The sequence below is a fragment of the Nocardia callitridis genome (assembly GCF_039543305.1).
Taxonomy (GTDB): Bacteria; Actinomycetota; Actinomycetes; order Mycobacteriales; family Mycobacteriaceae; genus Nocardia; species Nocardia callitridis.
This window is the reverse complement of sequence record NZ_BAABJM010000001.1, coordinates 80,034-104,662: the sequence shown is the minus strand read 5'-3', so window position 1 is coordinate 104,662 and position 24,629 is coordinate 80,034. Positions and strand designations below refer to the sequence as shown.

Annotated in this window: 23 protein-coding genes; 13 read left to right on the top strand and 10 right to left on the bottom strand. The window is 66.4% G+C overall.

The genetic code is table 11. The annotated features are described in order from the left end of the window. Positions 1-65: 65 nt before the first annotated feature. The 4 genes from ABEA50_RS00445 to ABEA50_RS00430 form a co-directional block, all read right to left on the bottom strand. On the bottom strand, positions 66-1,451 hold the full coding sequence (locus ABEA50_RS00445) for a phosphomannomutase/phosphoglucomutase (RefSeq protein ID WP_345492930.1): 1,386 nt from the start codon (positions 1,449-1,451) through the stop codon (positions 66-68). A gap of 54 nt (positions 1,452-1,505) precedes the next feature. Next, positions 1,506-1,886: a DUF3499 domain-containing protein gene (locus tag ABEA50_RS00440; RefSeq protein WP_345494592.1), complete on the bottom strand. Its 381-nt coding sequence runs from the start codon at positions 1,884-1,886 to the stop codon at positions 1,506-1,508. Between the two features lie 91 nt (positions 1,887-1,977). Beyond that, the gene (locus ABEA50_RS00435; RefSeq protein ID WP_345492929.1) at positions 1,978-2,457 is read right to left on the bottom strand and encodes a metallopeptidase family protein; all 480 of its coding nucleotides are present in this window, start codon (positions 2,455-2,457) and stop codon (positions 1,978-1,980) included. Between the two features lie 153 nt (positions 2,458-2,610). Beyond that, positions 2,611-2,844, bottom strand: a complete 234-nt coding sequence (locus ABEA50_RS00430) for a WhiB family transcriptional regulator (RefSeq protein WP_029901515.1) — start codon at positions 2,842-2,844, stop codon at positions 2,611-2,613. 481 nt (positions 2,845-3,325) lie between these two features. On the opposite strand from ABEA50_RS00430, the gene cofD reads away from it, so the two are divergent. The 12 genes from cofD (at position 3,326) to hpf (ending at position 16,739) form a co-directional block, all read left to right on the top strand. After that, positions 3,326-4,324, top strand: a complete 999-nt coding sequence (gene cofD / locus ABEA50_RS00425; protein WP_345492927.1) for a 2-phospho-L-lactate transferase — start codon at positions 3,326-3,328, stop codon at positions 4,322-4,324. Next, the gene (locus ABEA50_RS00420) at positions 4,321-5,700 is read left to right on the top strand and encodes a coenzyme F420-0:L-glutamate ligase (protein WP_345492925.1); all 1,380 of its coding nucleotides are present in this window, start codon (positions 4,321-4,323) and stop codon (positions 5,698-5,700) included. The genes cofD and ABEA50_RS00420 overlap by 4 nt, the downstream gene beginning before the upstream one ends. Then, positions 5,697-6,218, top strand: coding sequence for an NUDIX hydrolase (locus tag ABEA50_RS00415; RefSeq protein ID WP_345492924.1), 522 nt, complete (start codon positions 5,697-5,699; stop codon positions 6,216-6,218). The genes ABEA50_RS00420 and ABEA50_RS00415 overlap by 4 nt, the downstream gene beginning before the upstream one ends. Positions 6,219-6,288: 70 nt before the next feature. Further along, entirely contained in the window at positions 6,289-6,906 is a 618-nt protein-coding gene (locus tag ABEA50_RS00410) for a TetR/AcrR family transcriptional regulator (RefSeq protein WP_345494591.1), read from the top strand. A gap of 130 nt (positions 6,907-7,036) precedes the next feature. Then, a complete protein-coding gene (locus tag ABEA50_RS00405) occupies positions 7,037-8,194 on the top strand; it encodes an alkane 1-monooxygenase (protein ID WP_345492923.1) in 1,158 nt (385 codons plus the stop codon). 69 nt (positions 8,195-8,263) lie between these two features. Then, on the top strand, positions 8,264-9,748 hold the full coding sequence (gene ahcY, locus ABEA50_RS00400) for an adenosylhomocysteinase (RefSeq protein ID WP_345492922.1): 1,485 nt from the start codon (positions 8,264-8,266) through the stop codon (positions 9,746-9,748). 67 nt (positions 9,749-9,815) lie between these two features. Continuing rightward, a complete protein-coding gene (locus ABEA50_RS00395) occupies positions 9,816-10,463 on the top strand; it encodes a dTMP kinase (protein WP_345492921.1) in 648 nt (215 codons plus the stop codon). 77 nt (positions 10,464-10,540) lie between these two features. Then, the gene (gene mtrA / locus ABEA50_RS00390) at positions 10,541-11,218 is read left to right on the top strand and encodes an MtrAB system response regulator MtrA (RefSeq protein WP_345492920.1); all 678 of its coding nucleotides are present in this window, start codon (positions 10,541-10,543) and stop codon (positions 11,216-11,218) included. 70 nt (positions 11,219-11,288) lie between these two features. After that, positions 11,289-13,262: an MtrAB system histidine kinase MtrB gene (mtrB, locus tag ABEA50_RS00385; RefSeq protein ID WP_425577556.1), complete on the top strand. Its 1,974-nt coding sequence runs from the start codon at positions 11,289-11,291 to the stop codon at positions 13,260-13,262. Then, entirely contained in the window at positions 13,259-15,070 is a 1,812-nt protein-coding gene (lpqB, locus tag ABEA50_RS00380) for an MtrAB system accessory lipoprotein LpqB (protein ID WP_345492919.1), read from the top strand. Before mtrB ends, lpqB begins: the two co-directional genes overlap by 4 nt. Before the next feature lie 67 nt (positions 15,071-15,137). Beyond that, on the top strand, positions 15,138-15,797 hold the full coding sequence (locus ABEA50_RS00375) for a ComF family protein (RefSeq protein ID WP_345492918.1): 660 nt from the start codon (positions 15,138-15,140) through the stop codon (positions 15,795-15,797). Positions 15,798-16,115: 318 nt separating this feature from the next. Then, the gene (hpf, locus tag ABEA50_RS00370) at positions 16,116-16,739 is read left to right on the top strand and encodes a ribosome hibernation-promoting factor, HPF/YfiA family (RefSeq protein WP_425577555.1); all 624 of its coding nucleotides are present in this window, start codon (positions 16,116-16,118) and stop codon (positions 16,737-16,739) included. Positions 16,740-16,863: 124 nt separating this feature from the next. Here the strand turns inward: hpf and bluB are convergent, their stop codons facing one another. From bluB to ABEA50_RS00340, 6 genes are all read right to left on the bottom strand, one after another. Further along, complete coding sequence (bluB, locus tag ABEA50_RS00365) at positions 16,864-17,484, bottom strand: 5,6-dimethylbenzimidazole synthase (RefSeq protein ID WP_345492917.1); 621 nt, start codon at positions 17,482-17,484, stop codon at positions 16,864-16,866. A 71-nt stretch (positions 17,485-17,555) separates the two neighbouring features. Next, positions 17,556-18,818 carry a fatty acid desaturase family protein gene (locus ABEA50_RS00360; RefSeq protein WP_345492916.1) on the bottom strand — a complete coding sequence of 421 codons (1,263 nt, stop codon included), beginning with the start codon at positions 18,816-18,818 and terminating at the stop codon, positions 17,556-17,558. A 109-nt stretch (positions 18,819-18,927) separates the two neighbouring features. Next, positions 18,928-20,301: a fatty acid desaturase family protein gene (locus ABEA50_RS00355; protein WP_345492915.1), complete on the bottom strand. Its 1,374-nt coding sequence runs from the start codon at positions 20,299-20,301 to the stop codon at positions 18,928-18,930. 48 nt (positions 20,302-20,349) lie between these two features. Beyond that, entirely contained in the window at positions 20,350-21,510 is a 1,161-nt protein-coding gene (locus ABEA50_RS00350) for a ferredoxin reductase (protein ID WP_345492914.1), read from the bottom strand. 123 nt (positions 21,511-21,633) lie between these two features. Then, positions 21,634-22,149 carry a DUF6912 family protein gene (locus ABEA50_RS00345; protein WP_345494588.1) on the bottom strand — a complete coding sequence of 172 codons (516 nt, stop codon included), beginning with the start codon at positions 22,147-22,149 and terminating at the stop codon, positions 21,634-21,636. 25 nt (positions 22,150-22,174) lie between these two features. Next, entirely contained in the window at positions 22,175-23,593 is a 1,419-nt protein-coding gene (locus ABEA50_RS00340; RefSeq protein WP_345492913.1) for a WS/DGAT/MGAT family O-acyltransferase, read from the bottom strand. A gap of 150 nt (positions 23,594-23,743) precedes the next feature. Here ABEA50_RS00340 and ABEA50_RS00335 point away from each other — a divergent pair, with 150 nt between their 5' ends. Continuing rightward, the gene (locus ABEA50_RS00335) at positions 23,744-24,370 is read left to right on the top strand and encodes an Rv3235 family protein (RefSeq protein WP_345492912.1); all 627 of its coding nucleotides are present in this window, start codon (positions 23,744-23,746) and stop codon (positions 24,368-24,370) included. The last annotated feature ends 259 nt before the right edge of the window (positions 24,371-24,629 follow it).

Here is a 24,629-nt window from a genome sequence, read left to right as displayed (position 1 = left end):
CCGAGGGGTAAACCGTGCCGAGACCGAGTCGGGCGAATCCAGGGTCTGTCATTCCACTATTCCAGTCAGGAGCGGACGATGCTCAGAATCTCGGTCACGAGTGCGTCTACTTCCTCCGGCGAGCGTGCTTCCACGTTCAATCGAAGCAGCGGTTCGGTATTGGACGCGCGCAGATTGAACCAGGCGTCGTCGGCCAGTTGCACGGTGACCCCATCGAGTCGGTCGACCGAGATCGTCCGCTTCTCGAACGCCGACACCACCGCCAGCGTGCTTCCCTTCGCATCCTCGACGGTCGAGTTGATCTCGCCGGAGGCCGCGTACTTCGCGTAGGAGGCCATCAGCTCCGACATCGGCCGGTCCTTCTCGCCGAGGGCCGCGAGCACGTGCAACGCCGCGAGCATGCCGGAATCCGCGCCCCAGAAGTCGCGGAAGTAGTAGTGCGCGGAATGCTCGCCGCCGAAAACCGCGCCGGTGGCCGCCATCTCCTGCTTGATGAACGAGTGTCCGACTCGGGTCCGCACCGGTGTCCCGCCGAGTTCGCCGACCAGTTCCGGCACCGCGTGCGAGGTGATGAGATTGTGGATGACGACGGCGCCGGGCTCCTTGGCCAGCTCGCGCTCGGCGACCAGCGCGGTCACCGCGGACGGCGACACCGGGTCGCCGTGCTCGTCCACCACGAAGCAGCGGTCGGCGTCGCCGTCGAAGGCGAGGCCGATGTCGGCGCCCGATTCCCGTACCAGCGCTTGCAGATCCACCAGGTTCGCCGGATCGAGCGGGTTGGCTTCGTGATTGGGGAAGGTGCCGTCGAGTTCGAAATACAGTGGAACGATCCGTACGTTCGCGAGCGTGCCGAGCACCTCGGGCACGGTGTGGCCACCCATGCCGTTGCCCGCGTCCACCGCGATGGTGAGCGGACGCAGATCATCGAGCGTGACCAGTCCGCGCAGGTACGTGGCGTAATCGGCGAGTAGATCCAGCTCCGTCGCGTTGCCGCGCGCCTCGCGAGGCGCGTCAACGGCCGAAACCCCTTCGATGACTTCCTTCTTGATGACGTCGAGGCCGGTGTCCTGGCCGACCGGACGCGCCCCGGCGCGGCACAACTTGATGCCGTTGTAGCGAGCGGGGTTGTGGCTGGCGGTGAACATGGCGCCGGGACAGTTCAGGCTGCCCGAGGCGAAGTAGAGCTGATCGGTCGAGGCGAGGCCGATATGCACCGCGTCGAGGCCGTTGTCGAGCACGCCCTCGGCGAAAGCGGCGGACAATGCGGGGGAGGAGTCGCGCATGTCGTGTCCGATGACGACGCGCTGTGCGCCCTCGGCACGCATCAACCGGGCGAACGAGGCGCCGATGTCTCTGACGAATTCCGGATCGATCTGGGTACCGACCACTCCGCGAACGTCGTAAGCCTTGATTACCGCGTTCACGAACTCGGCAGAGCGAGCGTCTGTCATGGCGTCCACCCTAGTGTGTTGCCCTGGCACGTTTCCCGTGAGCTGGGGGGTAACTCAGTTGGGTGGATCGGGTAGGACGCGCAAATGACCGCGCCGACCCGTGCGCGTGGGGCGCTGGGTGGGCGGAGCGTATTCGCGATAGCCGCGTTGCTCGTGCTCGGGCGGGCGGCGACGCAGGCCGGCCTCACGCACCGCTTCGGCGAGTGCGGTGAGATCGTCGTCGTCGGGGGTGCTGGAGGAGAAACCACCCTCGTGGCGCACCATTTCCCAGCCCTTGGGTGCGGTGATCCGCGAACCGTGTGTTTCGCAGAGATCCCAGGAATGCGGTTCCGCGACGGTGGCGAGTGGGCCGACCACGGCGGTGGAGTCCGAGTAGACGAACGTGAGCGTCGCGACGGCCGGATTCTTGCAACCTGGTCGGCAACAACGACGCATGGGGATCACGACGACGAGAGTAACGCGCGTACGGCCCTCGTGGGTGCAGACACGCTCACCAAAACGGACGTTATGGAAGAACGTCCGCCGCTCAGTCCGACTCGGGATCGATCAGGTCGGGATCGACGCCGAGATAGGTGGCGATCTGCTGGACCAGCACCTCGCGCAGCAGGTCGACGAGGTCGTCGGGGTCGCTGGCGCGCAGCTCGAGCGGTTTACGAAACAGCACGACCCGTGCCCTGGTCGCCGCGCCGTGCCGGTCGACGCCCGCGGGGATCAGCCGGGAAAGCGGTACGGGACCGTCGGCGACCACCTCGTCCGGCCAGGTGACCGAATCAGGGTGGAGCGGACGGATTTTCGGAACATCGTCGACCGCGATGTCCAATTTGGTGAGGCGGTTCTGCCAGCGGGTGTCCAGCGGCGCGAAGGCCTCGAGCACCAGCCGGTCGAATTTTTGTCCTCGGGTTCGCCACGCGGGAACCGTCGGCGGCAGCATCGGCCCTCGTACTCCGCGACCACGGCGAGTCACCGACCGTGCGGTCGAAGGACGACGAATACGGGAACGTGCCATACGACAAACCTAGCGAGGCTGTCGTCGAGCTTCGGGCATACCCCGGAGTTGTCCGTGTCGGCTCACGCGTCCATTCGCGTCGACGCGTGCCAGGCGCGTCGTGCGGCGGACAACTCCGGGTTATCTCGAGCGAGTGGTCTCGCTCGAGCCGGTCTAACCGATGCCTCGCTTGAGGCGGCGACGCTCCCGTTCGGAGAGTCCGCCCCAGATGCCGAAGCGTTCATCATGTGCGAGTGCGTATTCCAGGCACTCGTCCCGAACCTCACAGCCCATGCAGATCCGCTTTGCCTCGCGGGTGGAGCCGCCCTTCTCCGGAAAGAAGGCCTCGGGGTCGGTCTGTGCGCACAAGGCGCGTTCCTGCCACTGCTCTTCGATAGATTCGAACATCTCATCGAAGCCTGGCACCACCAGACTGAGCTGGGGTGTCGAGACTTCGTCTCCCCCGTTGTCGTTCCAGCCGTCGCAGACGCCACGTGCTGCGCCTGCTGTGGAATCGGTCGGCGAGACCATCTCATTGGCCATCGCTCCGCCTCCTCACTGTGTGTTAGCGCAGAATGATTCGTTCCGTCGGACCAACACGCGTACCGACGGCCATACCCCGCGATGTTGTCCCGCGGACGTCCCCGAGCATGTCGTTCCTACCCGAACATCTGTTCGAAATCCCGTTCCCGCGTTGATGTCTCGCGCGAACCCGGAATGACATGTCTGTGATTAGACACGCCGAACGTGGCGATGGTCAAGCCACTGTCGCTATTCCGTTACTATCCGCCATCGCTTTACGCCTCGTGCCGCACGCAGTCATGTGGCAAATGCATAGCAAATAAGCCGTCAGCGAAGCACTCTCGGCCACCGCTTAGGCTATGCGGATGTGACTGCACAACAAGCGGACAGCGAACCCGTCAACGGGCCGAGGATCGCAGTCCTCGTCGGTGGCGTCGGCGGCGCGCGCTTCCTTCAGGGCGTCCGAGAACTGCTTCCGAACGCCGATGTTTCCGCGATCGTGAATGTCGGTGACGACATCTGGATGCACGGTCTTCGTATTTGTCCCGACCTCGACACTTGCATGTACACGCTGGGCGGCGGCATAGATACCGACCGCGGCTGGGGTCGTCTCGGGGAAACGTGGCATGCCAAGGAAGAGCTCGCGAATTACCACGCGCAGCCGGATTGGTTCGGCCTCGGTGATCGCGATATCGCCACGCACTTGGTTCGCAGTGAAATGTTGCGTCATGGGTACCCGCTATCAGCGGTCACCGAGGCGCTGTGCAATCGCTGGCAGCCCGGTGTGAAACTCATCCCGGCAACCGACGATCGTTGTGAAACCCACGTCGTTGTGAGCGATGAAGAGGACCCTGGCGAACGTCGCGCGATCCATTTCCAGGAGTGGTGGGTTCGCTACCGCGCGAACGTCCGAACCCACGGATTCGCCACAATTGGTGCCGATGAAGCCAAACCGGCACCAAATGTGATCGATGTCATAGAGTCCGCGGATGTGGTTCTGCTCGCACCGTCGAACCCGGTGGTCAGCATCGGCGCCATCCTCGCGGTGCCCGGCATTCGCGGTGCGCTGCGCACCACCTCGGCGCAGGTGATCGGGATCTCCGGCGTGATCGACGGAAAGCCACTGCGCGGGATGGCGGACGAGTGCCTCTCGGTGATCGGCGTCGAAACCACGGCCGAGGCGATCGGCCGCCATTACGGCGCGCGCTCGGGAACAGGAATATTGGACGGCTGGTTGATCCACAGCACCGACACCGCCGAGGTGCCCGGTGTCGAAGTACGCAGCGTGCCCTTGTTGATGACCGACCCGCCGACCACCGCCGAGATGGTGCGGGCGGCGCTGGAGCTCGCAGGAGTGAAACCATGACCGAGACCACGACCGAATCGCCCGCCCCCGTGCCAGCGCTCGAGGATCACGCGGCGGGTGAACTGCGCATTCTGCCCATCACCGGGCTCCCCGAATTTCGTCCCGGCGACGATCTCGCCGCGCGGATCGCCGAATCCGCGCCCTGGCTGGTCGACGGTGACGTGCTCGTGGTGACCAGCAAGATCGTCGCGAAGGTCGAGGGCAGGATCGTCGCCGCGCCCGACGACCCGCAGGAACGCGATACCGCGCGCAGGGCGCTCGTCGACCAGGAGGCGGTGCGCGTGCTCGCGCGCAAGGGCCGCACGCTGATCACCGAGAACAAGCTCGGCATCGTGCAGGCCGCTTCCGGGGTCGATGGTTCCAATGTGGAGAAGGGCGAATTGGTGTTGCTGCCCACCGATCCCGACGCGAGCGCGGGCGCACTGCGCAGGGCGCTCGCCGAACTGCTCGGTGTCACCGTCGCGGTGGTGGTCACCGACACCATGGGCAGGGCATGGCGCGTCGGCCAGACCGACGCGGCCATCGGCGCGGCCGGTCTGCGCGTGCTGCACGACTACGCGGGCGCGGTCGATGGACAGGGCAACGAGTTACAGGTCACCCAGGTCGCGATCGCCGACGAACTCGCCGCGGCGGCGGATCTGGTGAAGGGCAAGCTCGGCGGCGTCCCGGTGGCGGTGGTGCGCGGACTTCCGATCGCCGACGACGGGTCGAGCGCGGTGGATCTGGTGCGCGGCGGCATCGATGACCTGTTCTGGCTCGGCACCGCCGAGGCCCTGGAACAGGGGCGCCGCGAGGCGATCCTGCTGCGCCGCTCGGTGCGCCGATTCGCCGAAACCCCCGTCGATCCCGAGCGGGTGCGGGCCGCGATCTCGGTGGCGTTGACCGCGCCCGCGCCGCATCACACCCGCCCGGTGCGATTCGTCTGGGTGCGTGATCGTCAACTGCGTGCCGGACTGTTGACGGCGATGGCCGACGCGTGGCGCAAGGACCTCACCGCCGACGGACTGTCACAGGAGCGGATCGACCGCCGCATCGCCAGGGGCGACATCCTTTCCGAGGCACCCGAGCTGATCATTCCGTTCGGTCTGCCCGACGGCGCGCACGACTATCCCGACGAGCGCAGGCGCGCGGCCGAACGCACCATGTTCACCGTCGCGGTCGGCGCCGCGGTGCAGGGATTGCTCGTCGCGCTGGCCGCCGAGGGGCTCGGCAGCTGCTGGATCGGGTCGACCATCTTCGCCCCCGAGGTCACCCGCGCGGTGCTCGGTCTGGACGCGGAGTGGAACCCGTTGGGTGCCATCGCCGTCGGTCATCCGCTCGAGCAGCTCGGCGTGCGCCCCGCCCGCGAGGCCGGGGACGGACTGATCGAACTGTGAGTGCTTCGTCGTTGCACGCTTCCGCCGTGCGGCTGCTCGAATCCTGGTCCCCGACAATCGATCCCGAGCGCTCGCTGCGCGAGGCGATGCGCGCGTTCCTGGATTCGGCACCACGCGGCTGTCTGCGTGAGCACGCGCCGGGGCACATCACGGCTTCGGCCGTGGTGTTCTCCCACGACGAGCGGGAGGTGCTGCTCACCCTGCATCCGCGCGTCGGTCGGTGGATCCAACTCGGCGGGCACTGCGAGGAATCCGACGACACCGTCGCCGCGGCGGCGCTGCGGGAGGCGGTCGAGGAATCCGGCATCCCCGACCTGACGATCGATCCGGAACTGTATGGCGCGCAGGCGCATCCGATCACCTGCTCGCTCGGGGTGCCGACCAGGCATCTCGATCTGCTGTTCCGGGTCACCGCGCCCGAGGGTGCGGTGCCGGTCCGCAGTGCCGAATCCACCGACCTGCGGTGGTGGCCGGTGGCCGCGCTCCCGGACAACTCGGATGTGCTTCTGCGGCGCTGACTCATTGTCGTGACATCTGTGTGCCGCCGAAGCTTTGACTATGACTGGTACACGTGACAATCTCGCAGTCATGTCGCGCGCCGGAGCTCGGATGCCCGCTCATGCGGCGGCGCGTGAACCGCTGCGCGCACAGATCCTCGATGCCATGCGTGAGCTGCTGTTCGAGCGGGATTGGTCGAAGATCACGCTCGGGGATGTGGCCTCGCACGCCGGGGTCAGTCGGCAGACGCTCTATAACGAGTTCGGTTCTCGCCTCGGCCTGGCCGAGGGGTACGCGCTGCGGTTGGCCGATGATCTTGTCGCTCATGTGAGTACGGCGATCACCGAGAATGCCGGTGATGCGCGCGCTGCCTTCCGTGCGGGCATCACGGGCTACTTCCTGCACGCCGCCGCCGACCCCTTGATTCGTTCGTTGTTGATGGGTGAGGTGAAGTTGGATCTGTTGCGCATCATCACCCTCGATGCCGCGCCGCTGTTGGATCGGGTCACCGAGCGGCTGACCGACGAGATCGCCAACAGCTGGATCGAGCCGACGCGGCATCAGGCCGACGTACTCGCGCACGCGATCGCCAGGATCGGACTCAGCTACATTCCGACGCCGCCGTCGGGGCGCAATGCTCCCGAGGAATTCGCCGAGCTACTCGGGCCGTACGTGGAAGCGATTCTGGCCGCGAAGCCCGAGGGGTGAGATGCGCCGATGCGGTACGGGTGGCATATTGCCTGGCACCGTAGGGTTCCCAGTTCAGGTTGTAACGGGGAGCGGCCCTGCCACTATGCTCATGCATCAGAGTTAGCGCATTGAACAGCGGGGCAGATACGTGCAATCGGTTGGCAAACCGAAGGGATCACTGGATTCCAAACGGCACCTGTGGGTGCTGGGTCTGCTGGCCCCCGCGGGCTGTCTGCTGCCCTCGCAGCTGGTGCTGCACACCGGGTTGACCGTGTTCTGGTGGTTCGGCCCGATCATGGTCCTCATCGTTATTCCCCTGCTGGACTTGGTGATCGGCGACGACGGAACCAACCCGAGAGATGAGGACTACGAGGCGCTGTCCAACGACAAGTACTACCGCTGGTGCACCTACCTGTTCCTGCCGATCCAGCTGTTCGGCCTCGTCGTCGCCGCCTACATGTGGGCAGGTGACGAGTTGAGCATCGTCGACAAGGTCGGTCTCGCCGCGACGCTCGGCTTCGTCAGCGGCATCGGCATCAACGCCGCGCACGAGCTCGGGCACCGGTCCGAACGGTTGGAGCGGTGGCTGGCCAAAGCCGCACTCGCCCAATCGGGATACGGGCACTTCTTCGTCGAGCACAATCGAGGCCATCACGCGCGAGTCGCGACCCCGGCCGATCCTGCCAGCGGTCGGCTCGGCGAGAGTCTCTGGGAGTTCTTGCCGCGCAGCATCTTCGGGAGTCTGCGGTCGGCGATCCAGTTGGAGCATGTGCGCCTGGCTCGCAAGGGCCGACGGTGGCTGCATCCGGACAATCACATCCTGCAGGCGTGGTCGATGACGCTGCTGTTGTTCGGGGTACTGCTCGTCTCGTTCGGCCTCGCCGCGTTGCCGTGGTTGCTCCTGCAGGCGGTGATCGGCATCGCGTTGCTGGAGACGGTGAACTACGTCGAGCACTACGGGTTGTTGCGTAAGCGGCGGGCCAATGGTCTCTACACGCGGTGCACGCCACGTGATAGCTGGAACAGCGACCGACTGGTGACCAATATCTTCCTGTTCCACCTTCAGCGCCACAGCGACCACCACGCGAATCCAGGACGGCGGTACCAGACTCTGCGCAGTTCGGAGCAGGCGCCGCAGCTGCCGGCCGGATACGCGACCATGGTCGTGCTCGCCGCGGTTCCCCCGTTGTGGCGCGCGGTCATGGACCATCGAGTGCTCGCGCATTACGACGGTGACGTGACTCGCGCAAATATTCAGCCGCGCAAGCGCGATCGGATTCTGGCCGACCACAAGGTGCCCGCTTAGACCGCGTCGATCATTCCCGGCCTCGGGCGACTAGCCTGGCTTCGGTACTTGCCGAAACAGGAGAGGCTGATGACGACCTCAGAACGTCCCGCAGATGTGTCCTTGACCGCTGATGTCCGTAATGGCATCGACTACAAGGTGGCCGACCTCTCGCTGGCCGAATTCGGCCGCAACGAGATCCGGCTCGCCGAACACGAGATGCCGGGTTTGATGGAGCTGCGCCGTGAGTACGCGGAGGTGGCTCCGTTGCAGGGCGCGCGTATTTCCGGTTCGCTGCACATGACCGTGCAGACCGCCGTGCTGATCGAGACCCTGGTCTCGTTGGGGGCCGAGGTTCGCTGGGCTTCCTGCAATATCTTCTCCACCCAGGATCACGCCGCCGCCGCGGTGGTCGTTGGCCCGCACGGCACGGTCGAGGAGCCCAAGGGTGTCCCGGTGTTCGCGTGGAAAGGGGAGTCGCTCGAGGAGTATTGGTGGGCGGCCGAGCAGATGCTCACCTGGCCGAACGAGCCGGCGAACATGATCCTCGACGACGGTGGCGACGCGACCATGCTCGTGCTGCGCGGTGCGCAGTTCGAGAAGGCCGGCGTGGTGCCGCCCGAGGAAGACGAGCACCCCGCCGAGTACAAGGTGTTCCTGAAGCTGCTGCGTGCGCGGTTCGAATCCGACAAGAGCAAGTGGAGCGAGGTCGCGGATTCGGTGCGGGGTGTCACCGAGGAGACCACGACCGGTGTGCTGCGGCTCTACCAGTTCGCGGCGGCGGGGGAGTTGGTGTTCCCGGCGATCAATGTCAACGACTCGGTCACCAAGTCGAAGTTCGACAACAAGTACGGCACTCGCCACTCGCTGATCGACGGCATCAACCGCGGCACCGATGTGCTGATCGGCGGTAAGAAGGTGCTGATCTGTGGTTACGGTGATGTCGGCAAGGGCTGTGCGGAATCGCTTGCCGGGCAGGGCGCGCGGGTGCAGGTCACCGAGATCGACCCGATCAACGCGTTGCAGGCTCTGATGGACGGCTTCGACGTCGTCACCACCGAGCAGGCCATCGGCGCCGCCGACATCGTGATCACCTCGACGGGGAACAAGGACATCATCACCCTCGAGCACATGAAGGCGATGAAGGACCAGGCCATCCTCGGCAATATCGGGCACTTCGACAACGAGATCGACATCGCGGGCCTCGAGCGTTCGGGTGCCGCGCGTTTGACGATCAAGCCGCAGGTCGATCTGTGGACGTTCAAGGAGTCGGGCAACTCGATCATCGTGCTCTCGGAGGGTCGTCTGCTCAATCTGGGCAACGCCACCGGGCACCCGTCGTTCGTGATGTCCAACAGCTTCTCCAACCAGGTGATCGCGCAGATCGAGCTGTGGACCAAGCCCGACGAGTACGACAACGAGGTCTATCGCCTGCCCAAGCACCTCGACGAGAAGGTCGCCAAGATCCACGTCGAGGCCCTCGGTGGCACGCTGACCAAGCTCAGCAAGGATCAGGCCGAATACATCGGCGTCGATGTCGATGGGCCTTACAAGCCGGAGCACTACCGGTACTGAGCCGGACACTCGTGTCCCGTTGCCGGCGCACCGATCGTCCGCGCAGTACGCGGGTACCCTCCTGCGCATGGGTCAGCTGATCGCGGTGGAGGGCGTCGACGGCGCGGGTAAGCGCACAGTGATCGACGGGGTCGCCACCGAGCTTCGCGCACGCGGAGCGCAGGTGGCGACCCTCGCTTTTCCGCGCTACGGCCGGTCGGTGCACGCCGACCTCGCGGCCGAGGCCCTGCGTGGCGCGCACGGCGACCTCGCCGAATCGATCTCGGGGATGGCGGTGCTGTTCGCGCTCGACCGTTCCGGTGCTCGCGACGAGCTCTCGAAACTGTTGGCCGACAACGATATTGTCCTGCTCGACCGTTACGTCGCCTCCAGTGCCGCCTACTCGGCCGCGCGCTCGGGGCAGGACGCCGACGGTGAAATCGTGCGGTGGGTCGGCGAATTGGAATTCGAACGATTCGCGCTACCGGTACCGCGAATCCAGCTGCTGCTCGACATCCCGGTCGAGGTGGCGGCCGAGCGGGCCCGGCGCAGAGCCGAACTCGACAGCACCCGCGCCCTGGATTCCTACGAGCGCGACGCAGGGCTGCAATACCGTACCGGCGCGCTGTATCAGCAGCTGGCCGACCGCGAGTGGTACAGCCCGTGGTGGAGATACCGATCCGATGACGATGCCATCGGGTTGGCCGAGACAATCACGAAAACCCTTAGCCGATAGGGTTGGATGTGCCGCAGGTTCGCATGAGTGTTGGCGTGGCGGACCGATCCTGGCCTGGGAGATGACAACATATAATTATGAAGCCGAAGATTCTCGTCGTCGACGACGATATGGCGCTCGCGGAGATGCTCACGATCGTCTTGCGCGGTGAAGGATTCGACCCCCATGTGGTCGGCGACGGCACGCAAGCGCTCTCGACCGTTCGTGAGATCCGTCCCGATCTTGTCCTGCTGGACTTGATGCTGCCCGGCATGAACGGCATCGACGTATGCCGCGTGCTGCGCGCCGACTCCGGGGTTCCGATCGTGATGCTGACGGCCAAGACCGACACGGTCGACGTCGTGCTCGGTCTGGAATCCGGCGCCGACGACTACATCGTCAAGCCGTTCAAACCCAAAGAGCTCGTCGCCCGTGTGCGCGCACGGCTGCGCAGGACCGAGGACGAGCCCGCCGAACTGCTGTCCATCGCGGACGTCGAGATCGACGTGCCCGCACACAAGGTCAGCCGCAGCGGTGCGCAGATCTCGCTCACCCCGTTGGAATTCGACCTGCTCGTCGCGCTTGCCCGCAAGCCGCGCCAGGTGTTCACCCGCGAGGTGCTGCTCGAACAGGTCTGGGGCTACCGGCATGCCGCCGACACCAGGCTGGTGAACGTGCACGTGCAGCGGTTGCGCGCGAAGGTCGAGAAGGACCCGGAGAATCCGGAGATCGTGCTGACCGTGCGCGGAGTCGGGTACAAGGCCGGACCGCCGTGATCCTGCGCTTTCGCGCGACCCGGGGGCGGTAAGTTTGCGCGACTCGCACACCCGTGGCGTGCTCGCACGGTTGCGGGGCGTCTTGGCGCCCACCATCGGTTGGGCTCAGGCCTCCGGCATCGCCCTCGGTCATCTGTGGCGCCGTTCGCTGCAATTACGCGTCATCGTCTCGACATTGACGCTGTCGTTGATCGTGATCACGATTCTCGGCGTCGTGCTCACCAGCCAGATCACCAGTCGGCTCGTCGACGCCAAAATCGATGCGGCCGTCGAGGAGATGGACCGCGCACGAAACACCGTGCAGGACGAGTTGGCGGGCGCGCACGACCTCGGGACACAGCAGCAGCGCCTCGCCGACGCCCGCGACGCGCTGTCCGCGCGGGGTGGCACCGGCCGATCCACCGGCGCCGCAGGCAGTTTCGATTCGGCGCTGAGCATCATCGGTGGCACACCGCAGCAGCAGATCCTGGCGGGACCGATGCAGGAGATTCCCGAGGGACTGCGCCGGTTCGTGCAACGCAATCAGGTCAGCTACCAGTTCGCCACCGTTTCCGACCCCGACGGTCATGATGGCAGGGCGCTGATCATCGGCAGTCCGAGTGCCGCGGTGCCCACGCTGGAGATCTACCTGATCTTCCCGTTGTCCAACGAAGAACGCAGCCTTTCGCTGATGCGCGGCACGATGCTGATCGGCGCCGTGGTGCTGCTGGTATTGCTCGCGGCGATCTCCGCGCTGGTCACCAGGCAGGTGGTGTTGCCGATTCGGTCGGCGGCGCGGATCGCCGGCCGATTCGCCGACGGTAGGTTGCGCGAACGCATGCTGGTGCGCGGCGAAGACGACATGGCCAGGTTGGCGCAGGCGTTCAACGAGATGGCCGAGAGTCTGTCCAACCAGATCACGCAGCTGGAGGAATTCGGCAATCTGCAACGTCGATTCACCTCCGATGTCAGCCATGAGTTGCGCACACCGCTGACCACCGTGCGGATGGCGGCCGACCTGATCTACGGCAGCAGCGACGAACTCGATCCCGCGCTCGGGCGCAGCGCCGAACTCTTGGTCAACGAACTGGACCGGTTCGAGAGCCTGCTCAACGATCTGCTCGAGATCAGCCGCCACGACGCGGGTGTCGCGGAATTGCAGGTGGAGTCGCTGGATGTGCGGATGTGCGCGCGGGCGGCCATTTCCACCGTGCGCCACCTCGCCAAGGACGCCGCGGTGGAGGTGATCATCGACCTGCCGGACGATCCGCTGGTCGCCGAGGTCGATCCGCGCAGGGTGGAACGGGTGCTGCGCAATCTGTTGGCCAACGCGATCGATCACAGCGAGGGCAAACCGGTGCTGATCAGGATGCGCGGCGACGCCGACGCCAATGCGGTCGCGGTGGTGGTGCGCGATCAGGGTGTCGGTCTGCGGCCGGGCGAGGAGAAGTTGGTCTTCAACCGGTTCTGGCGTTCGGACCCGTCGCGGATGCGTCGGTCCGGTGGTACCGGCCTCGGTCTTTCGATCAGTGTCGAGGACGCGAACCTGCACGAAGGCAAATTGGAGGCGTGGGGAGAGGCCGGTGCGGGCGCCAGCTTCCGGCTGACGCTGCCATTGGTTCGCGGCAAGAAGCTCGGCAGGAGCCCGTTGTCGTTGGAGCCGGTGCGCAGGTCGCTGCGCGCGGTACAGCGCCCTGTCGCACCCGCCGACGGCGACGGCGCGGACGGGGACGATGCCACGCAGCAGACATCGGCGGCGCGGCCCGCCACCGAGGAGGCGGAATCGGTCGATATCGGCGCCAGCGTCGTGTCCGGCAGCGGCGCGACGGTCGTCGAGATCACGGGCAGCGCCGCGCACCCCGCCGATTCCGCGACGGGTTCCGAGACGGCGGAGCTATCTACACTCGCGTCGGACTCCGCGCGGGGTACGTCGGCGAGCGAGGGCTCGGGGCCCTCCGCTGACACCGAGGCGTCGGCCGCCACCGAGGTGCCCGCGGACCCGAGGACACCGCCGACCGGGAAAAGTGCGGACGCGCCGAGCGAACCAGGGGATACCGAGACATGACGATGCGTGCCCGTGCTGTCGCAGTGCAGCGGCTGACCGCATTCGGTGCGGCAGCCGTCGCGGTACTCGTGCTGCTCACCGGGTGCGCCAGTCTGCCGGACTCCTCCGCGCCGCAAGCGGTGGGCACGATCGAACACGAACCCAGCGTCGAGGGGCCGCCCGCGCCGGCCCTCGGTCGCGACCCCGACCTGTTGCTGCACGATTTTCTCCAGGCCACCGCCGACCCGGCCGATCGACACGCGGCCGCTCGCCAATATTTGGCGCCCGAGACCGCCTCGCAATGGGACGACGCGACCAGCACAACGATCGTGGACAAACCGGACACGCTGCGTGAATCGCGCACCGCCGACCACGCGACCTACCGGATCAGGGCGCGCAAGGTCGGGGAGTTGGCCGCCGACGGCGGCTACCGCGCCAGCGACGACATCGTCGAAGACAAGATCGAGATGACGAAGATCGGGGGCGAATGGCGCATCGACCAGATCGCCGACGGCGTGCTGATGGATTCCGCCGCCTTCGCGAAGTTCTATCAGCGCTATCCGCTCTACTTCACCGACCCCTCCGGCTCCACCGTCGTGCCGGACCTGCGGTGGGTTTCCGCACCCAAAGCCGATCTGGCGCAGCGATTGTTGGACATGCTCGCCGCCGGTCCGCAGTCCGCGCTCGCACCCGTCGTGCGCAACGAATTGGCTGCGCCGGTCGAGGTGCGCGGCCAGATCACCAAGTTCAACGGCGACCCCAACGGCGTGGGGGTCGGCCTCGGTGGTGTGCGGATCGACCTCGGCGGCGTCGCGAACTTGCCGCCGCACGACAAGGACCTGCTTGCCGCGCAGGTGCTGTTCACGCTGTCGGGTGCCGATATTCTCGGCCCCTATCAACTCCTGGCCGATGGGAAGCCACTCGCGCAACGGTTCGCCGATACCGGGTGGTCGATCGGTGACGTCGCGCCGTTCGGCCCGACGTCGGTCGCGCAGAACCGAATCGGGTTGCACGCCCTGCGCGGCGGCGGATTGGTGGAGGTGGGCGACAACGGCCCGACCAACCCCTCGGGCTATTTCGGCGCCGTGAACAATCTGGAATCCGCGGCTCTGTCGCCGGACGGCAAATTGGTCGCCGCCGTCGCGAATGCCGGGCGGCCGGAACCGCAGCCGCAGCGCACGCTGATGATCGGCACCTACGGTGGTAGCGCGTTCCCGGTCGATCAGGGCTCGACCATCAGCAGACCGTCGTGGAGCGGCGACAATTCCGCCGCTTGGGCGGTGATCGACGGTCAGCGGGTGATCCGCGCCGTCCTCGACCGCACCGGAACGGTGTCCGTGCAGGATGTCGACACTTCCGGCCTGTTGGATGGATCGTCGGGTGTCCTTGCGCGCACCCCGATCACCGAGGTCAGGGTGTCGCGCAGCGGGGTGCGGGCCGCCGTGATCGCCGACGGTAAAGTCTATGTCGCGGTGGTGATCCGCCAGGCGGACGGCAAGTTCGCGTTGGCCTCCCCGGTCCCGGTGGGGGTCGGGTTGTCCACGCCCGCGGTCTCGGTGTCCTGGTTCGGCTCGGACACGTTGCTCATCGCCAGGGAGGGCAATGTGGACCCGGTCTCGGCGGTGTCGTTGGACGGCTCGCAGCCGACTCCGCAGACCAGCAGGAATTTGACCGCGCCGGTGCGGACGGTCAGCGCCTCGCCCGATCACCAGTACGTCGCGGATTCGCGTGCCGTACTGGAGTTGACCAGCAACCCCGAGGGCGGCGAGAGCTATTGGCGTGAGGTGCCGGGGCTGGGTTCGAACGCGGTGCCGGTCTTACCCGGCTGAGGTGTGAAAAGCACTGCGCGGCAGTCTTTTGTCGAAGTCTGTCGGGGTGGGTTGGCAGACTGCTTGCATGCGAAGCCGTGTCGCGCGAACCCTGCTGGATCTCGTGTTGCCCGCGATGTGCGGCGGCTGCGGGCGCACGGGTACCCCGTGGTGTGACGAGTGCGCCGCCGCGCTCGCGCTGGCCCCGATCCGGGTCCGGCCGCGCACCGACCCCGGCGTCGCGTGTTGGGCGCTCGGCGGGTACCGAGGGCCGGGCAGACGCGCGGTGCTCGCCGTCAAGGAGCGCGGACGCCGCGATCTGGTGGTGCCGCTCGGAGCGGCGATGGCCCGTGGACTCGCCCTGTTGCGCACCGAGGGGCGTCTGCTGGTGTTGGTGCCCGCACCGAGTCGTCGGGCGGCAGCGCGGCGCAGAGGGGGTGATCCGGTGCTGCGGGCGGCGAGCGCGGCTGGTCGATCGCTGGCGAATTGCCGGGTGGCACCGATTTTGTCGCTCTCGCGGGGCGTGCGCGACTCGGTCGGATTGAATTCGGCCGAGCGTGCGCGCAATCTGCGCGGGCGGGTGAGGCTCGACCCTCGGGTGTATTCCGGTCACCAGGCTGCCGCGAACGCCGAGATCGTGCTGATCGACGATGTGCTGACGACCGGGGCGACCGCCGCCGAGTCGGTCGGCGCGCTCACCCGCGCCGGACTGGCGGTGAGCGGGGTTTTGGTGATTTGCGCGGTGTGAGTTCGTCAAAATTCGCATGAACAGTGGCGGACCATCCGATGTCGTACTACGGTCGCGAATACACACCGGAACCGGCAGTTTTGGAGGTGGCGCTTCGGACGACAACGTGCCGGGCGAAGGCGTCTCGGCACGGCTCAATCCCGCCGCACGACCCTCTTTCGTGCGGCCATTATTCGGGAGGCACACGTGACGACTTCACGACCTTCAGTGCACGATGCTGATTCTTCGCTGCTGGACCCCGCGTCGACGGAGGACCGTGCCGAGGAGACGACCGAGCAATCCACCGCGGATCGAGCCAGAGCGTCTCGTGCCGACGTCGTGGTGAAGGGTCGCAATGTCGAGGTTCCTGATCATTTCCGAACCTATGTGGCGGACAAACTCTCTCGGCTCGAACGCTTCGATCCGGCGATCTACCTGTTCGACGTCGAGCTGTTCCATGAGCGCAATCGGCGTCAGCGCAAGAGCTGCCAGCGCGTCGAGATCACCGCGCGCGGAAAGGGTCCCATTGTGCGGGCCGAGGCGTGCGCCGATAGTTTCTATGCCGCACTGGAGTCGGTGACCGCGAAGCTGGAGAGCAGGCTGCGGCGCACGAAGGACCGTCGCAGGGTGCACTACGGTGACAAGACCCCCATGTCGGTGGCCGAGGCGACCGCGGAGTTGGTGGACGACTCCCTGTTCGCGCTCCCGGACGGATATGACCGAACCGATGGCGATGCGGACGCGGACTACTCGGCGGAGATCGTCGACGATTACCCGGCCGGGCCCGGCCATATCGCCCGCACCAAGGTGCACTCGGCGGTCCCGATGGCGGTCGATGACGCGCTGTACCAGATGGAACTCGTCGGGCACGATTTCTTCCTTTTCCACGACAAGGAGACCGACCGTCCCTCGGTGGTCTACCGCCGTCACGCCTTCGACTACGGCCTGATCCGGCTCGCATAGTCGACGAATAGCGTGCTCGCCGCGGGCATTCGGCGTTCGCCGGGTGCCCGCGGCGTTGTCGGTTCAGCGGCGTTGTCGGTCAGCGGGGGGCGGTTCAGCGGGGGTCGGCTTGGTGAATCTCGGTTCAGCGGCGGAAGCGTTCCCGGTGCACCGCGTCGGCGAGTGGTCGTGCCCCGCGCCAGCCGAAGCGTTCGAGGTCGGGTACCCGCTGGAATTCACGTACGGGACCCACGCACAACCAGGCGACCGGTCGGATGCCCTCGGGCAACGCGACCAACTCGGCCAGGAACTCGGGATCGTAGAACGACACCCACCCGACGCCGATCTCCTGCGCGGTCGCGGTCAGCCACAGGTTTTGGATCGCGAGCACCGCGGAGTAGACCCCGGTTTCGGGGACGGTGACGCGACCGAGCACGTGCGGACCGCCGCGATCGTGGTCGTAGGTGACCACGACGCCGGTGCCGCTCTCGGTGATGCCTTCGATCTTGATCGGCGCGAAGGTCGCCGCGCGTTCCGGTGGCAGTGCCGCGCCGAAATCCCGTCGTTTTCCCGCGACGTGCTCGGCGAACCGCGTGAGGGTGGCGGGCTCACGGACCACAACGAAATCCCACGGTTGCGAATTGCCGACACTCGGCGCGCGGTGGGCGGCCTCGAGCAGACGCCACAGCGTCGCGTCATCGAGGACCTCCCCGGTGAACTCGGCGCGCACGTCACGCCGAGTCCGGATCGCCTCGTGCACGCTCATCTCGCGGAAGGTACCCATGCAGGTACGAAACCACGTGCGCACGCACGGAGCCGGGGCGGCCTCGATGAAGTTCAGGCGCGCTGCAACGACGCGGGAATCGAGCGGTTGATGCGACGGCGTCCCGCGGCCAGCGCGGTGCGCAACCCACGGCGCTTGCCGGTGATCGGGTCGATGCTGGCATCGGTGTTGCCGCCGAACTTCCGTTCCGAAGCGGTCTCCGGGGCATCGTCGGCGGTGGCACGCAGATACTTGTTGGGCAGCGAAAGCTTCGCGATGGTCCGCCACGCCTTGAAGTACTGCACCGGCAGGGAACCGGTGGTGTAGGGCAGGTCGTACTTGTCGCACAGCTCGCGCACCCGCACCGCGACATCAGCGTACCGATTGCTCGGCAGGTCGGGGAACAGGTGGTGCTCGATCTGGTGGCTGAGGTTTCCGGTCATGAAGTGGGTCAGCCAGCCGCCGGAGATGTTGGCGCTACCGAGCATTTGGCGCAGGTACCACTGGCCCTTGGTCTCGTTGTCGATGTCGTCCTTGGTGAACTTCTCCGCGCCGTCGGGGAAGTGGCCGCAGAAGATCACCGCGTTGGTCCACACATTGCGGATCGCGTTGGCGGCCAGATTCGCGGTCAGCGTCGAGACGAAGGCGGGACCGGTGAGCGCGGGGAAGACCACGTAGTCCTTGACGACCTGCTTGCCCATCTTGGCCAGCGCGTGGTCGCGCTTGATATCGAACTCGGCGCGCTCGGGGGTGCCGGGCTTGTACCTGCCCGCGGCCAGCTTGCCGAGCTCCAGATGCTGGATGGCGACGCCGTATTCGAACAGCAGTTGCAGTACCAGGTTGTAGGCGGGGTTACCGAGGTTGAACGGCTTCCAGCGCTGGTCGCGCGTCACGCGCAGCAGACCGTAGCCGATGTCGTCGTCCATGCCGAGGACGTTGGTGTACTTGTGGTGCAGGTAGTTGTGGGTGTGCTTCCAGTGCTTGGCAGCGCCCGCGTTGTCCCATTCCCATGAGCTGGAGTGGATTTCGGGGTCGTTCATCCAGTCCCACTGGCCGTGCATGACGTTGTGCCCGATCTCCATGTTCTCGATGATCTTGGAGGTGCTGAGCAGGGCAACGCCCGCGAACCAGGCCGGGGGAAGGAAGCTCGCGAATAGTACCGCGCGCCCGCTGATCTCGAGTGCTCGCTGAAAACGGATGACATTGCGGATGTACTGCGCGTCCTGCGCGCCGCGCGAGGATTCGATATCCCGCCGGATCGCGTCGAACTCGACGCCGAGTGCTTCCACGTCGGCCTCGGTGAGGTGTGCGTATTCCTTGACATCCGAGATGGCCATGGCGGCTACAGTACCGTAAGTTACGAGACCGTAGGTTACGTGGTCGGCGGCGAATGTGTGGCAAACAACCCATTGCGATCATGCTTGTGGACTGCTATAAATCGCGACCTCAGCGCTGGGCGAACGCGCTCTCGCGCACCGGGTTCCGCTTGCGCAGCGCGCGCTCCTGGCGGGCTCGCTCGCGCAGGGACCGTCGCGCCTCGCGCAGCGCGGCCTTCTCTTGGCGCGCCTTCTCCCGCAACACCACCTTGGCTTCGCGCAATGCCGAGCGCAGACCGCGCCGCTGCCCGGTGATCGGGTCGATCCGCAGCGCTTGCACCGCTTCCGAACTCGGTAATGCCGGCAGCGTGATGCCCGCGAATTTCCGTTCCGACGACGTCTCCGGCGCGTTGTCCGCGGTCGCGGTCAAAAACCGATCGGGCAATGCGAGCTTGTGAATCGTGCGGAAGGCCAGCAGATACTGCTTGCCCAAAGACCCCGTGGTGTAGGGCAGGTCGTACTTTTCACAAAGTTCCCGCACACGCTCAGCTATCTGTGCGTACCGGTTGCTCGGCAGGTCGGGGAACAGATGGTGCTCGATTTGGTAGCACAGGCTGCCGGTCATGAACGCCATCACCGGCCCGGCCTTGATGTTCGCGCTACCGAGCATCTGGCGCAGGTACCACTCACCCGCGGTCTCCTCGGCCAGCTGATCCTCGGTGAATTTCTCGGCACCGTCCGGGAAGTGGCCGCAGAAGATCACCGCGTAGGTCCACAGGTTGCGCACCAGATTCGCAGTCGCGTTCGCCTTCAGGGTCTGCTTGAACGCGGGGCCGGTCAGCGCGGGATACAGGAGATAATCCTTCGTCACCTGACGCACGATCTTGCGCGCGAACTCCCGGTTCGGCTGCGAGGCCAGCTCCCATCGCGGCACACCCGACAGCTGCTTCTCGATGCTCCAATCGTGCATGGCGATGCCCCACTCGAAGGTGGCCGCCAGCAAGACATTCGCCAACGGTTGCACCAGGTGCAACGGTCGCCACGCTTCGTCGCGGGTCATCCGCAGAATGCCGAAGCCGAGGTCCTCGTCCTTGCCGAGCACATTGGTGTACAGGTGGTGGGAGTAGTTGTGTGCCCGCCGCCAATGCGCCGACGGGCCCGTCATGTCCCATTCCCAGGTGCTCGAATGGATCTCGGGGTCGTTCATCCAGTCCCACTGACCGTGGCTGATGTTGTGTCCGAGTTCCATGTTCTCGATGATCTTCGCCACCGAAAGCAAGGCCGTACCGGTGAGCCAAGCCCACCGATTGCGGCTGCCGAAAAGCACCGCGCGCCCGGAGAGTTCGAGGGCACGCTGCGCCGCGATGGTGCGCCGGATGTAGGTGGCGTCGCGCTCGCCGCGCGAGGTTTCGATCTCACGTCGAACCGAGTCGAGTTCCTGGCCGAGCGTCTCGACGTCACCCGCCGTGAGGTGCGTGAACGCCTTGATATCGGTGATAGCCACCGGGCGAGGTCCTTTCGTGCGCGGGGTTACTCCAGAGTACCCGTGGGCCTAGACCTCGACAGCGCAGTCGCCCGCGGCGACCGAGATGCAGGTCTGGATCTTGTCGCCCTCGCGGTGCTCATCGCCATTGCGCAGATCGCGCACGTGGCCGGAATTCAGCGTCACCACACAGGTTTGGCAGATCCCCATCCGGCAGCCGAAGGGCATCTGCACACCCGCGGCCTCGCCCGCCTCCAACAGGCTGGTCGCGCCGTCGACCTGCGCGGTCTTGCCGGTCTTGGCGAAGGTCACCGTGCCGCCCTCGCCCGCGGCGGACCGCTCGATCTCGAACCGCTCCACGTGCAGCCGGTCGCTCAGACCCGCGTCGCGCCAGTGCCGTTCGATCTCGTCGAGCATGCCGATCGGGCCGCACGCCCAGGTGTCGCGCTCGCGCCAGTCGGGGAACTCGGTGTCCAGGTCGGCCAGCGCGAACTTGCCGTTCGCCGCGGTCAGGTGCAGGCGCGAGGTGAATCCGGGATGGCGGTCGTGCAGGTCGCGCAGCTCGGGGCCGAACATCACGTCCTCGGCGGTGCGCGCGGAATGCACGTGCGTCACGTCGGTCACCAGGTCGCGCCGGTCCATCGCGCGCAGCATCGACATGACCGGTGTGATTCCGCTGCCCGCGGTGAGGAACAGAACCTTCTCCGGCGGCGGATAGGGCAGCACGAAGCCACCCTGCGGCGCCGCGAGCCGGACAATGGTGCCGACCGGCACCTCGCCGCTGACCAGGTGGCTGGACAGGAAGCCCTCCGGCATCGCCTTCACGGCGATGGAGATCACGCGCTTGCCGCCGTGCCCGTGGTCCGACCAGTTCGGCGGGCAGGTCAGCGAGTACGAACGCCAGTGCCAGCGGCCCTCGATCAATACGCCGATGCCGATGTATTGGCCCGGTTGGTATTTGAAGTCGAATCCCCATCCCGGCTGGATGACCAGTGTCGCGGAATCGACGGTCTCCTTGCGCACGTCGACGATGCGTCCACGCAGTTCGCGTGCCGACCAGAGTGGGTTGGCCAAATGCAGGTAATCGTCGGGCAGCAGCGGCGTCGTCACCCTGGCCACCGCGCCGCGCAGTACGTTCAACTTGCCACCGCGTTCGGCGACGCTCGCGGCCGGTGCCTCGAGCCATTCCCGGACGCTCCGCACGGAAAAACCCCCGCTGATCGAGCTCATCGCTGCCGTTCGTCTCCTCGTTGTCGGATGCGGCTGTGCGCCACCGACGCCAAGGTTACGCCATCGTAGGTTAGCCGGACGAGTGAGCCGGGATAACGTTGGTTACGGTCGATTTTCGCCCGGTCAGAGCAGGTCGAGCAGGAACGGCAACTCCTGTGCGGCGTACCAGGCCAGCTGATGATCCTCGGCGTCACCGAGCACGAACTCGGCGTCCGGGTCGCCGAGATCGGCGGCATCGATCACCTCGACGGCCTTGGCCACGGCCGGTTCGGCCTCGGCCAGATCGACGTGCGCCGAGGCGATCCTGGCGTATTCGATCGGCCCGGCCAGCCGCACCACCGCGTCGTCCAGATCCGAGCGCAATTTCGCGCCGACGACATCCGCGGCGATCACCGCGCGGCGGTAGATCGGCGCGTCGCCTGCCTCCGCCCCCTCGGTGCCCTCGCCGGCGATCAGCCGCAACGACGCGCGTGCCGCCTCGCCGAGGGCTACTTCGGCCAATTCCTCGTCGTCCCCGGAGGAGTAGGCCTCGCGTAGTGCGGGCGTGACCGCGAACGCGGTGCCGCTGAGCGCCCTGATCTCGCGGTCGGTCACCAACGCACGCAGCATCGCCACCGTCGCGGGCACGTACACCCGCATCTTCTGTCCATCGGACCCGCCGCGCTCAGACACAGGCACCGAGCATCTCCTCCATGGAATCGCGCACCGCCGCGGCAAGTACGCCGACATCGGCCATCGCGTCGCGGTCGGCGTTGAGTCCGTAGCAGACGCGTCCGTCGTAGGACGTGATCGCGATGCCGGACGCCTGATTGCGCAGCAGTGGCGATACCGGATACATCTCCAGCATCCGCGCGCCGCCGATGAACATCGGCGTCTGCGGACCCGGCGCGTTGGTGATCACCAGATTGAACGTGTTGTCTGCGAACGTACTCGCCGCACGCACGCTCATCGCATGCAGGCTCGCCGGAGCGAAACCGGCCAGATGGACCAGCGTGGGCGCGCGCACGCCGCGCCGCTGTGCGGCATTCGCCGCCGTGGCGTGTGCGATATGGGACAGGCGCATCACCGGATTCGGTTCGCCCACCGGAAGATCGAGCAGAAACGACGAGATCTGGCCCGCGGGATTCAGCAGATCCGCGTTCGTGCCCTCCGCGTATACCGACATCGGCACCACCGCGCGCAAGGTCGCCGATTCGGTCAGCGCCTCGCCGCGCGAGAGCAACCAGTTGCGTAAAGCCCCGGTGACCACCGCGAGAATCACATCGTTGGTCGAGCAGTCGAACCGCTTGCGGACGGTGCGGTAGTCGGCGAGCTCGGTGCGCGCCACATCGAAGCGACGGTTGCGCGAGGTCGTCCGCACGTTCAGCGGGCTGTCCGGTGCGCTGCTGGCCGCCGCGCGTACCGCCGACACCGCCGAGTCCACCGCCTTGCCCGCCGCCCCCAGAACCGAGAACGCGCCACCACCGCGAAACGCCTCCAGCGCCTCGCGCGGTTGGGTCGCGAGCTGGCTCAGCGCGCCGACCACCAGCTCGGTCTCGTTGGGTTCGCGCGGCGGGATCCAGGAGTCGTCGGCCATCGCGCGCGGGGTCGGTCCCTGGTCGAGGATCACGTGCCCGATTTCCAGGGCGGTGTCGCCGTCGACCAGCGCGACGTGGGTCTTGGTGAAGATCGCGCAGCGGCCACCGGAGAGGCCCTCGATCAGATACATCTCCCACAGCGGTCGTTCGAGATCGAGTGGACGTGAGGTCAGGCGGGCGACGAGATCGTGCAGTTGGGCGTCGGTGCCGGGATTGGGCAGCGCGGAGCGGCGCACGTGGTAGGTGATGTCGAAACGACTGTCGTCCACCCACACCGGGCGGCCGAGGGCCATCGGGATCTCGCGCACCCTGCGCCGATACCTCGGCACCAGTGCGAGCCTGCGCTCGACCAGATCGATCAGTCGCTCGTAATCCAGGATCGGCGCCAGCGAACCGGTAGCGGGGTCGACATTGCGGACGATCGCGAGAGAGCCGATATGCATCGGGTTGGTGCTCGACTCGAGCCGAAAGAACGCCGTGTCCTGCGGCGTCAGTCTCGTGATCACGCGGTCCGATGCTCCTAGGTCGAGGGGGTGGCGAGGTATTTGCGGGAGGATTGGTGAGGTGTCGCTATTGTCCTGCCGCCAGGAAGATTCGGCGGCCGGTTGTCGATTTTTCGCCGAAACGGCCGTTCGGCTTGGTTATTCGGATTGGCTATGGAAAAATATCGGCACTCGAGCTCGGGGGACCTCGATTCGACGACAGGGGGATTCACGATGAACAGCCGACGACCATCGCTTTCACTCGCGCCACATTCCGAACCGCCGTTGGAGCTGGTGACGACGGTCGCACGGGAGCGGCATGCCCGCACTCGGGCGACTTTGCCATGCCATCGCCCGCGCCTGGACAACCCGCGCCCGCACGGCGTTCCCGTCCTGCGAAACGGCCTCTCGTCCGCTGGCTGTCGCGGCCGGTCCCCCGGCTCCGACCAGCGCCTTACATCGTACGGTACCGACCGTGAAACAGGTTCGGAGGCAATTCGATTCGCGGAGGGTTCGCTGCGAGTCGTGCTCGAGGTGCTCGACGGGCGCAGGCCCGCCGCGCAGCTGCGGGCGGTGGCGGCGCCGCAGGTGGCCGCCGCGGTACACACACTCAGCACGGTCGCGCTGCCAGGGCGGGCATTGGGAACGGCGTCACTCGTGGCGGTCAAGGTGCGCATGGCCGACTCGACGACCGCCGAGATCTTCGGCAGATATCAGCGCGGCGACCGCGCCTTCGCCATCGCCGCGTGCGCGGTGTACGGCGCGAGTCGATGGCGGTTGACGGCGCTGCGGGTGTGCTGAGGGGTGTGCTGAGCGTGTCCTCGTTCCCTGACCGCTCGAACCGTTCGCCCTGCGTGGGCGACACCCGGACCGGTCGAGCGTCGGCACACGCGTACTGTGTTCGATGGGGTTTGCGACAACCGGAGATGACCGGGTGAGGGCGGCACGACGCTGGTAGTCGCTGCCCGGAATGAGCGTCGCATTACCATGATGCTCGTAGCGGCTCGCGCGCAACCGCGCGGTGTCGCAGACCGGCCCGAGCGGCCGAGGACATGAACCA